6 protein-coding genes are annotated in these 11,887 nt (G+C 58.4%); 4 read left to right on the plus strand and 2 right to left on the minus strand.

The window, feature by feature from the left end:
* Positions 1-10: 10 nt before the first annotated feature.
* Positions 11-2,770: a TonB-dependent receptor gene (locus AC2D8U_RS02810; RefSeq protein WP_484617519.1), complete on the minus strand. Its 2,760-nt coding sequence runs from the start codon at positions 2,768-2,770 to the stop codon at positions 11-13.
* A gap of 672 nt (positions 2,771-3,442) precedes the next feature.
* Here AC2D8U_RS02810 and pgmB point away from each other — a divergent pair.
* Positions 3,443-4,138 carry a beta-phosphoglucomutase gene (gene pgmB, locus AC2D8U_RS02815; RefSeq protein ID WP_484617520.1) on the plus strand — a complete coding sequence of 232 codons (696 nt, stop codon included), beginning with the start codon at positions 3,443-3,445 and terminating at the stop codon, positions 4,136-4,138.
* A gap of 41 nt (positions 4,139-4,179) precedes the next feature.
* On the plus strand, positions 4,180-6,513 hold the full coding sequence (locus AC2D8U_RS02820) for a glycoside hydrolase family 65 protein (RefSeq protein WP_484617521.1): 2,334 nt from the start codon (positions 4,180-4,182) through the stop codon (positions 6,511-6,513).
* Positions 6,514-7,296: 783 nt separating this feature from the next.
* On the opposite strand, the gene AC2D8U_RS02825 is transcribed toward AC2D8U_RS02820, so the two are convergent.
* Entirely contained in the window at positions 7,297-7,821 is a 525-nt protein-coding gene (locus AC2D8U_RS02825) for an REP-associated tyrosine transposase (protein ID WP_484617522.1), read from the minus strand.
* A 1,300-nt stretch (positions 7,822-9,121) separates the two neighbouring features.
* Here AC2D8U_RS02825 and AC2D8U_RS02830 point away from each other — a divergent pair.
* Both AC2D8U_RS02830 and AC2D8U_RS02835 read left to right on the plus strand, forming a co-directional pair.
* Positions 9,122-10,744 carry an alpha-glucosidase gene (locus AC2D8U_RS02830; protein WP_484617523.1) on the plus strand — a complete coding sequence of 541 codons (1,623 nt, stop codon included), beginning with the start codon at positions 9,122-9,124 and terminating at the stop codon, positions 10,742-10,744.
* A 345-nt stretch (positions 10,745-11,089) separates the two neighbouring features.
* A complete protein-coding gene (locus AC2D8U_RS02835) occupies positions 11,090-11,878 on the plus strand; it encodes a nucleotidyltransferase family protein (protein WP_484617524.1) in 789 nt (262 codons plus the stop codon).
* Positions 11,879-11,887: the final 9 nt, after the last annotated feature.

Genomic DNA, 11,887 nt, shown 5'->3' on the forward strand with positions numbered 1-11,887 from the left:
GGCAGCCGCCTTAGAAGCTGTAGCTCATGCCCAGCATGTAGTTACGGCCGTAGCGCTGGTGATCCTTGATCATGCGGGAGTCCTCTTCGTAGGTCACAAAAGGTTCGTCCGTCAGGTTGTTGGCCTGGAACAGCACCACCAATCCATCGATCCCAACTTCGGAGAAGTCATAGGAGAGCTGGGCATCGACGATGGTTTCAGCCTCCACGAAACGTTCAGAACGAGCGTTCAAACCGGCCACCTCACCCAGGAAGTCGCTGCGGTAGCGCACAGAGGTCCGCGCCTGGAAGCCAAACTTCTCGAAGTAGAGGGTACCGTTGACCACATCCTTGGAGAGGCCGGGCAGATCGATGGGATCGCTGTCCTTGGTCTCCTTCACGCTGGAATCGGCGTAGGAGTAGCTGACGGTGGCGCCGAACCCATCCAGGGATTCATGCAGCAGGCTAAAGCCCAGGGAGCCGGACAGTTCAAAGCCCCAGATCTCGCCGCCTTCGCCGTTTTGTGCCTGACTAAAGCCCCCTTGCGTCTGCACTGGGTTGGTGCCCGGCAACACGTAGTCGCTGAAGTCAAACACCGCAGGCTGATTGAAGATGTAGTTCTCCAGGATCTTGTAGTAACCCGCCGCGGCGAAGTAGCCTTCGTCGGCGAAGTAGTTCTCGTAGCTCAAGTCAAACTGCCAGGCCATCCAGGGCTTCAGCTCAGGGTTACCGCCACTGCCGCTCCAGGGGGAGTTTTCCAGATCGGTTTCCTGCTCCTTGGAAGCGTCATAGCCGAAGTTAAAGGAGGCGTTCATCTGATCCATGCGTGGACGAGCCAGGGTGCGGGCCACGGCCAGGCGTACCATCTGACTGTCCGCCACTTCCAGTCCCAGGTTCAGGCTGGGCAGCACTTCCCAGTACTTGTCACCACCGGTACTTGGGCTGATCTCCACCATTCCGTCCTCGTTAACCCGGACCGCGTTGCCCACGGAGGATTGATCCGTGTGCACCAACTGAACGCCGACGTTACCGGTCACTCGGCGATAGCCCAGCTCGGTTTCGATATCCGCCTTGGTGAACAGGGTGGTGACCTTCTCATTGACGGTCCAGTCGTTGGCGGAGCGCCAAGGTTCGGTCAGCGCCGAGTCACGAATGGTGTAGAAGCCATCATTGACCAGACGGTTAGGATCCCAGGCCACCAGGTTACCCATGCCGATGAAATCCAGCGAAGCGGACTTCAGCTGATAGCTAGGATCCAGGTACTGCACCTGAGGGTTGCGCGCATCGTAGGACTTGAGGGTCAGGAAGTAACCCTGATCATCCTTGCTCTTTTCCCGGTCGGTGTAGTTCACACCAAACTGCACCGTGGAGATCATCCCCTGGGTAAACAGGCGCTCTGCGGTGAGGCGGTAGCTGGTGAGCTCATCCTCGATCTCCGGAGAGTTGATGAAGCCATCCTGGCTGTCGTACTGGCCATTTTGCGCCGGGTCACCCCAGCTCTGGGCCGCGCCCAGGCCAAACAGGGTGTGATCCGAGTAATCCAGGGTCGGTGTAAACTGCGCGCCCTTATCGGTCATGCGGAAGTGGATATCGTCCTTCACCCCGTTGGCGCCGCCACGCCCGGTACCGGCATAGGTTTCCAGCGCATACTGCTTACGCTCGGCACGGGAGTAGGCGATGTCGCCGTTCAGGGTCCAGTTCTCACCGATGGCATAATCAATGTTCCAACCCACCGACATGCTGTCGGCATCGGTTTCGGTATAGTCGTTACGAATTAAGCCTTTAACGTCGTGAACAATCCCTTCTGTGACCAGACCATTTTCCTCTTTGAGGATGGTGAAATCCGGGGCACCCCACTTGGCCAGGGGCATCTCTACGCCGCGCAGCATCTGCTGATCGTTAAACTTGGAGTAGAAGAGATCCAGGGTGGTATTGAGCCGATCGTTGGGCTGGTACTGGAGGGTCGCCATCACGGAATCCCGCTCCAGCTCGGAGGAGCGCACGTAAGGCTTGTAGCCCCCCATGATCTTCGGGCTGTCCGGATCGTCATCGACCGTATTGGGGTAGCCCCAGACGTGGGTCCGCTCCTCCTGGTTCGGGCTGGACATCTTGGCCACCCCAATGGAAAGACCCAGGGTATTGTCAAGGAACTGATCAATGTAGGAGGCACTGAAACGGTAACCCGTATCGGACATGTCCGAGTTCAGATCACCCAGATCGTTGTACTCTCCCCGCACATTGATGTTAAAGGTGGTCTCACCATGATGCAGCGGACGTATGGTCTGCATATCCACGGTGCCACCGATGGCCTGAGCCATCACCCCGGCATCCGGGGTTTTGTACACCACCACGCCGCTCATCAGTTCCGAAGGGTATTGGTCAAACTCCACCCCACGGTTATCCCCTGTGGTGACCTGCTCGCGGCCGTTGAGGGTAGCTGTGGTGAAGTCCGGTGACAGACCACGGATAGACACCACCTGGGAGCGGCCCTCCAGACGCTGGGAGGTCAGGCCTGGAAGACGGGCGATGGACTCGGCGATACTGGCATCGGGCAGCTTACCAATATCTTCTGCGGACACCGCTTCGACAACGGAGGTGTTTTCCATCTTGGCGGCCTGGGACATGGCCAGGGAACGACGGATCCCGCGAACCGTAATGGTTTCGACATTCTCCGCCACTTCCGTGGCCTCTTGCCCGGATGACTGGACGTTTGCGGGCTCGGCTGCATAGACAGCCCCACTGAGACCGGCGGCACACAGTGCCAGGGTCAACGCACTTGGCTTAAACAACATCAACTCTCTCCCTAACTCGAGGCGTTATTTCATCTGTGGCGGCCAACCTAGCTTGGAACATACCTCTTTGATCCATTTAGGTTTTAATGCAAAGCCGCTCCGTTTGTTGTGACAAAATAAAATCACCTAACGCCTGGACGAACAATGGCGTGCATACGTATTCATTGCGCAGCCCCACCACGGATACCACCGTCACCTGGGGGGAGTGATGAGCCAAATCCCTCCCTCACCCAGCGCTCACAATATCTTAAAACATCCCACCCACAAGCATTTACCTTCGCTCACATTCATTTACTTAGCGGTTTAAACCAGGTCCTGAACCTCACATTCGGCGGAAAAGCTGAGTAAAAAAAATCGCTTAGCAGGCCGCTTTTTCACGATTGGTCAGTCCAATTAACAATAAGGCAAACTTTCCACCCCGACGACCTTCGCCTCACGAAGCCCTGCACTCCCCAGATCCGCTCCCCTTACTTTCCCCTTCAAACGGCCCGGCGATGCCGATCCCCAGGCCATAGCGCCATCACACTCCCCCCCGGCTCCCCCCCCAGATTGTGATCACTCCCAGATGAATACGTATGTAGGCGATTGTTTGGCCGAAAGCCCCGCCCTTACCATCTGGCCCAGTCATTTTTATCGCCGGGATCCCCGGCCAAACAAACTCAGGGAGAGCCCATGTCTGTCACCCAGCCCAACGAGACGAGACATCGCGCCGAGATCTCGGCCTGCATCTTCGATCTGGACGGCGTCATCGTCGATACCGCCAAGTACCACTTCCTGGCCTGGCAGCGACTGGCCGACGAATTGGGGATCCCCTTTAGCGAGCAGGACAACGAGCAGCTCAAAGGGGTCAGCCGGGTCGAGTCCCTCAAACGGATCCTGGCAATAGGCCATCGCACCCTGCCCCAGTTGGCCTTCCAGCGTGCCCTCAACCAGAAAAATGCCTGGTACCTGGAGTACATCCAGCAACTGGACAGCCAAGAGATCCTGCCCGGGGCGGACACCTTGCTGGCCCAACTGCGCACAGCGGGGATCCCCATCGCCCTGGGATCCGCCAGTAAGAACGCCCGGTTGATCCTGGAGCGGCTCAACCTGCTGCAAGCCTTCGACACCATTGTCGACGGCACCCGGGTCACACAAGCCAAACCGGATCCCGAGGTGTTCCTCACCGCCGCCGCCGACCTCGGCGTCGATCCCGCCGCCTGCGTGGTGTTTGAAGATGCCCAGGCCGGCGTGGAAGCAGCCCTCAATGCCGGCATGACGGTCATCGGGATCGGCACGCCCGAGGCCCTGCCCAGGGCCCATTGGGTACTGCCCGACCTGCAGGGCACAAACCCGGCCGGGCTCAACGAATGGATCGTGTCGCGCTGAGACACCTCGGCGTATCAGAATTTTTTTAAGGAAGCGTGAGCATGAAAGAGTACATTCAGCCTGACGAATGGCAGATCATCGAGGCGGCGTTTGATCCGCAAAACAATCGTGTATCAGAAAGCCTGTTTTCCATCGGCAATGGTAAGTTTGGCCAGCGCGCCAACTTCGAAGAGTCCTACACAGGTGACACCCTGCGCGGCAGCTATGTGGCCGGGGTCTACTATCCCGATCCCACCCGAGTTGGCTGGTGGAAGAATGGTTACCCGGATTACTTTGCCAAGGTGATCAACGCCACCAACTGGATCGGCATCAAGGTGGAGATCGATGGCGAGGAGTTGGATCTGGCCCGATGCGAACTCGAATCCTTCCGCCGGGTCCTGGACATGAAGACAGGTACCTTGAGCCGCCACTTTGTCGCCAAGCTGGCTTCGGGCAAGCGAATAAAGGTGGAAGCGACCCGTTTCACCAGCATTGTCGACACCGACAACGGTGCCATCCGCTACTCGGTGACGCCGCTGAACTTCTGCGGCGAGGTGAGCTTTACTCCCTACCTGGATCTCGACGTGGTCAACGAGGACTCCAACTACGACGAGCGATTCTGGGAAGAAACGGCCAGAAAGGCCGATGCAGGCTGCGCCTACCTGTGCGGTAAAACCAAGAAAACCGACTTCCACCTGGGCGTCGCGATGAAATACGCCCTGTACCTGAACAAGCAGGAGCAGTTCCAGGCGCCGGGCGTCACCACCGCCAAACAGTACGCCGCCAACACGGTCGAGCTGAAGGTGAAGGAGGGGGAAACCGCCACCCTGTGCAAGTTCGCTGCGCTGATCTCTTCGCTGAATGTCACACCGGCCCAGATCGAAAGCAGTGCCAAGCTCTCTGCCACCCTGGCCAAGGCCAAGGGCTTTGATCAGATGCTCCTCGAACACGCCGAAGCCTGGGCGGCCAAATGGCAACAGGCCGATATTCAGATCGAGGGGGACGTCGCGGCCCAGCAGGGGATCCGCTTCAACATCTTCCATATGAACCAGACCTACACCGGGGAGGACGCCCGCCTGAACATCGGGCCCAAGGGCTTTACCGGAGAGAAATACGGCGGTGTAACCTACTGGGATACCGAGGCCTACTGCCTGCCCTTCTACCTGAAGACGGCCGATCCCTCCGTGTCCCGCCAGCTGCTGATCTACCGCCACAACCATCTGGCCAACGCCATCAAGAATGCCGAGAAACTCGGCTTTACCGATGGTGCCGCGCTCTACCCCATGGTGACCATCAACGGCGAGGAGTGCCACAACGAGTGGGAGATCACCTTCGAGGAGATCCACCGCAATGGCGCCATCGCCTTTGCCATCTACAACTACATCAACCACACAGGTGACAAGGCCTACCTGGCCGAATACGGTCTGGAGGTGCTGGTGGGGATCAGCCGTTTCTGGCGCCAGCGGGTACAGTGGTCCGAGCGCCGCGATGGCTACGTCATGCTGGGGGTCACCGGCCCCAACGAATACTCCAACAACGTCAACAACAACTGGTACACCAACAAGATCGCCCAGTGGACCCTGAGCTACACCCTGAGCGCCCTGGACCAGGTGAAGGCCCAGGATCCCGTCCGCTATGAAGCCTTGACCGCCCAACTGAAGTTTGGCGCCAAAGAGGATGAGATGGCGGCCTGGCAGCACATCTGCGATCACATCCTGTTGCCGGTGGATGAGCAGACCGGGGTCTTCGTCCAGTACGACGGTTTCATGGACAAGGATCTCAAACCCATGTCGGAGATCCCGGCGGCAGAGTATCCCATCCACCAGCACTGGTCCTGGGATCGGATCCTGCGCTCCTGCTACATCAAGCAGGCGGACGTACTGCAGGGGATCTACCTGTTCGAGGACGAGTTTGATCTCGACACCATAGGTCGCAACTATGCCTTCTACGAGCCCATGACAGTGCACGAGTCCAGCCTGTCCCCCTGTATCCACGCCATCCTGGCCGCCAAACTGGGGGATGAGGAGCTGGCGTACAAGTTCTACCTGCGCACCTCGCGGCTGGATCTGGACGACTACAACAATGACACCGACGATGGCCTGCACATCACCTCCATGGCCGGTACCTGGATGGCCGTCGTCGAAGGCTTCGGCGGCGCCCGGGTCAAGGATGGCACCCTGAGCCTGAGACCCTTTATCCCTGGTCAATGGCAAAGCTACGCCTTCAAGATCACCTTCAAGGGGGCCCAGCTCGATGTCAGGGTGAAACAGGATGAAGTGATCATCGAGAACACCGCCGGTATTGCCCTGGATCTGACGCTGTTCGACGAGCCGCTCCACCTGAAGGCCAATGGCAAGATCGCCCGACCAGTGCACTCCCTGTCACGGGTCAGCTAACCCAGCCGCCCAACCCTTCCGGTAAGCAAAGCCCCCGCTCTTTCCTCAGGGGGCTTTTTATTTCCTCACGACTCCAACACGGCAAACTCGGACAAAACCGAGGTTGAGCCCCGCCTAAGCGCAGCTCAACATCCAACAACCCAAACCGCCCCAAACGTTGAGCCTCGCTGCGCCGGGCGTCCACCTACGCGTGGAAACCGGGGAAATCGGGGATACCGGGAATACCGCCCCAAACGTTGAGCCTCGCTCCGCTCGACGTCAACCTACGCAGGGAACCGGGACAACCGGGGAAATCGGGGAAATCGGGGAAATCGGGGAAATCGGGGATAACGTTGAGCCTAGCTCCGCTCGACGTCAACCTACGAGGGAAACCGGGGATACCGGGAAAACCGCCGCAAACGTTGAGCCTCGCTCCGCTCGACGTCAACCTACTCCGGGGAAATCGGGGAAATCGGGGAAATCGGGGAAATCGGGGAAATCGGGGAAATCGGGGAATAACGTTGAGCCTCGCTCCGCTCGACGTCAACCTACGAGGGAAACCGGGGATACCGGGAAAACCGCCGCAAACGTTGAGCCTCGCTCCGCTCGACGTCAACCTACTCCGAGGCTGTGCAGAATCGTAGGTTGAGTTGAGCCTAAGCGAAGCTCAACACCCACCAACCCAAACCGCCACAAACGTTGAGCCTCGCTCCGCTCGACGTCAACCTACGCAGGGAACCGGGACAAAATTGTAGGTTGAGCCCCGCCTAAGCGAAGCTCAACACCACGCTCAAACCCCACACCCTACTCTCCCATCATCCCACCCACGTCCGGCCCTGCCGACCAATCCGCAGTGAGCCACCCTCGATCAATATCTCGATGAATGCTCGAGTAGGGCCAATCGGATGCGCGCGTAACATAGCCATGCTTTACCGGATTAACGTGGATGTAATCAACATGGCGCTGCAGATCGAGATCATCTCGGATCCTGTGCTCCCAGAAACGCCTCTGCCAGATCCCACGCTCCCGATTTCGACGGCGAGATAAGGCGACAAACTCCCCCCGGTCCAGCCCTCGGCTAAAGTGGCTTTTTATCAAACCCCAGCGCAGTGAAAAGTCATCGTCATGCTCAGGCAGAGCCCAGAGGGTATGCAGATGGTCAGGCAAAACAACACAGGCAAGCATCTCAAAAGGGTGGCATTGCTGTACCTGATGAAAGCTGGAACGCAGCTTGGTGATCTCGCGAACAAGCAGATCGGATGACCTGTCTTGCAGCACGACGGTGAAAAAATAACAGCCACCCTCAACCTTCTCACGGCGATAGCGCATGTGTCAGTTCTTCTCTTTTTCATGGACCTTGAATCAAAACTAGGTTTGGCAAATGGCCCGATGCATGTCGCGGAGTAGGATGTGGCCGCGCACCTGTGTTGAGCAGGGAAAAAACCAAAACATATCCGGACCAATTCGTAGGTTGAGCCCCGCCTAAGCGAAGCTCAACACCCACCAAGCCAAACCGCCCCAAACGTTGAGCCTCGCCGGGCATCAACCCACTCCGGGGAAACCGGGGATACCGGGAAATCGGGGATACCGGGGAAATCGGGGAAATCGGGGAAATCGGGGACACCGGGAATACCGCCGCAAACGTTGAGCCTCGCTGCGCTCGACGTCAACCTACGCGGGAAAACGGAGAAACGGCGGAAACCGCCACAAACGTTGAGCCTCGCTCCGCTCGACGTCAACCTACGCGGGTACCGGAAATATGCACAGAATCGTAGGTTGAGTTGAGCCTAAGCGAAGCTCAACACCCACCAACCAAAACTGCCGCAAACCGTTGAGCCTCGCTCCGCTCGACGTCAACCTACTCCGAGGCTGTGCAGAATCGTAGGTTGAGTTGAGCCTAAGCGAAGCTCAACACCCATCAGCCAAAACCGCCCCAAACGTTGAGCCTCGCTGCGCTCGACGTCAACCTACGCGGGTAAACCGTAAATCCGGACCAATTCGTAGGTTGAGTTGAGCCTAAGCGAAGCTCAACACCCATCAGCCCAAGCCGCCGCAAACGTTGAGCCTCGCTGCGCCGGGCGTCAGCCTACGAGGGAAAAAGGAGAAACGACGGAAACCGCCCCAAACGTTGAGCCTCGCTGCGCTCGACGTCAACCTACGCAGGGAACCGGGACAACCGGGGAAATCGGGGAAATCGGGGAAATCGGGGAATAACGTTGAGCCTCGCTCCGCTCGACGTCAACCTACTCCGAGGCTGTGCAGAATCGTAGGTTGAGTTGAGCCTAAGCGAAGCTCAACACCCAGCAAGCCAAACCGCCGCAAACGTTGAGCCTCGCTCCGCTCGACGTCAACCTACTCCGAGGCTGTGCAGAATCGTAGGTTGAGTTGAGCCTAAGCGAAGCTCAACACCCCAATCATATCGGGTCAAAACCCTAGGTTGAGCCCCGCCTAAGCGAAGCTCAACACTCATCAACCAAAACCACCGAATAACCTTGGCTTCCCTGCGTATGCACAACGAATTTGCCTTATGCATACGTATGCAAAGTGACTCCGTTTCGCTGAGGGTTTACGGTACAGACATTCGACTTTGATGCCCCTGTTCGCGGGCAACCGACTCACGAGGACCCGAATGAAAGAGTGGTGGCGTGGTGCCCTCATCTATCAGATCTACCCCCGCAGCTTCGCCGACAGTAATGGCGACGGCATAGGCGATCTGCCCGGGATCCTCGATAAACTCGATTACGTGGCCAGTCTGGGCGTGGACGGGATCTGGATCTCCCCTTTTTTCACCTCCCCCATGAAGGACTTCGGCTACGATATTGCCGACTACCGTAGTGTCGATCCCATGTTCGGCACCCTGGATGATTTCGACCGGGTACTGGAAAAAGCCCACGGCCTGGGGCTAAAGGTGATGATCGATCAGGTCCTGAGCCACACCTCGGAGCAACATGCCTGGTTCCTGGAGAGCCGCCAAAACCGGGATAACGCCAAGGCCGACTGGTACGTCTGGGCCGATCCCAAGCCCGATGGCACCCCACCCAATAATTGGCTCTCCATCTTTGGTGGTGGTGCCTGGCAGTGGGAGCCTCGCCGTGAGCAGTACTACCTGCACAACTTCCTTGCCAGCCAACCGGATCTCAACTTCCATCATCCTGAGGTCCAGCAGGCGGTTCTCGACAATGTGGAGTTCTGGCTCAAACGGGGCGTCGACGGCCTGCGCCTGGATGCCATCACCTTCTGCTTCCACGATCAGCAGTTGCGTGACAATCCGGCCAAACCGGCCCAGTTGCGCACCGGTCGCGGCTTTGCCGCCGACAACCCCTATGCCTACCAGTACCATGACTACAACAACGCCCAACCGGAAAATCTGCCCTTCCTGGAACGGATCCGGGCACTGATGGACCGCTACCCAGGCGCAACAACCCTGGGGGAGATCGCCTCGGAGGACTCACTCAGCGCCATGGCGGAGTACACCCAGCCGGGCCGCCTGCACATGTGTTACAGCTTCGAACTGCTCACCGAAGCGTTTAACCCGGAGCATATTCGCCAAACGGTATCGGCACTGGAAGCCAAAGTGGACAACGGCTGGCCCTGCTGGGCCGTGTCCAACCATGATGTGGAGCGGGTCGCCAGCCGCTGGGATCGAGGCGGTGATCGGGACGCTCTGTGCAAGATGGTGACCGCCATGGTCTGCTCCCTGCGAGGCAGTGTCTGCCTCTATCAGGGCGAGGAGTTAGGGCTGGCCGAAGCCGAGATCCCGTTCGAGCAGTTGCAGGATCCCTACGGCATCGCTTTCTGGCCCAACTTCAAAGGCCGGGATGGCTGCCGCACTCCCCTGCCCTGGCAGCAGGACAGCCCACAGGCGGGCTTCAGTGAGAGCACTCCCTGGCTTCCCATTCCCCAGACGCATCGGCTCCAGGCGGTCGATCGACAGACGTTGGAGCCGGACTCGGTACTCAACCAATTTCGCCGTTTTACTCGGTGGCGCAAACAGCACCCGGCCTTGTGCCACGGCGAGATCGAATTTCTCGATGCCCCGGAGCCAATTCTGCTGTTTCGTCGCACAACACCAGAGCAGACGCTGCTGTGCGGCTTTAATCTGAGCCAGCAGCCCACCCGGCTGCCTCAGTTCGAGCACAGATACGCCCTTGGCAAGCGACTGCCACAGCAAGACCATGGTCTGGGCCACGCCGTCCTCAAGGATGGTGACCTTTACTTTCCCGCCTATGGCGTCCTCTATGCCGAGCAATAGACTCAACGACTTTTGATAACACACCTACCCTCAGCGCTTGTTATCACCTCACCGCCCGAATGGGCGGTTTTTTTTCACCACCCCATCTCCCGAGCAAGGCTCACCTCCTCCTCCAGACACGAATTCATATCGAAAATCTTCCCCCAACAAGGGCGGCCTGGCGTGACGCCGATCACCATTTCTGAATGCTTCCTGCACCAGCTTCAAAGATATACCGACTGAGATTGCACTTGGTGGCGTGATAATTATCCTATCCCCAAGAAAAGGCGTGGTATTGAACGCGCTTTCCATTCCTGCCCGGAGACTTAGCCCGCAAAACGCGGCAGGAATGCGAACGGAGACACCATGTTCAAATTTATGCAGGCAGCAGCCGTACTGATGTTGATCAGCCGAGCCAGCGTGGCCATGGCTGAGACCTCGGTAAAAGAGCATGATCCTAATCGAAAGAGACCGATGGAACCGGTATCCAATATGTTGCCCGTACACAGGCACCAGCAAGAACTGCAATCCCTTTACCAGATCGCCCCGGTGGGCGGACAATCCATCCTTCAGCCCGATCTGCCCTTTGATAGCCTCTACCAGCAAGCCCCGGCCGCCCAGCAAGAGCTGGACCAATTGATCCAGCAGGTTGCCCGACTCAGCGGGGCCGACACCGTACTGCCGGGGATCAAGGCGCGGGATCGTGCCCAGTTGAAGATCGACACGGAACTGGCGGGACAGACCCGCCTGCTGACCGACTTGGCGCGAGCCACCCTGGTCGCCGACGATCTCACCGGACTGCTCGATGCCTTCCAGGCACTGTCAGAGCAGGTCCAGGTGATCTCCTTGGAGAACCGTTTCCTCAATCCCAAAGACAATGGCTATCGCGATCTGAAAACCCTGGTCCGGCTGAAGGACACCGGACTGGTCGCCGAGGTCCAGCTCCATCTCTCCGCCATTGAGCACATCAAGAACGGCGAAGAACATAAAGCCTACCAGCAGCGCCAGGCCATCGAGCGCCGGGCTGAGGCGGAGCAGAGGGAGTTGAGCGAATGGGAGCAAGCGAAGATCAATCGACTGCAGCGCTACAGCCGCGCCCTGTATGAAGAGGCCTGGCACCGCCACCTGCTGCCCAAACACGTTGCCTTTGCCTGACGGCACAAG

It is taken from the genome of Ferrimonas sp. YIN67, from assembly GCF_057219095.1.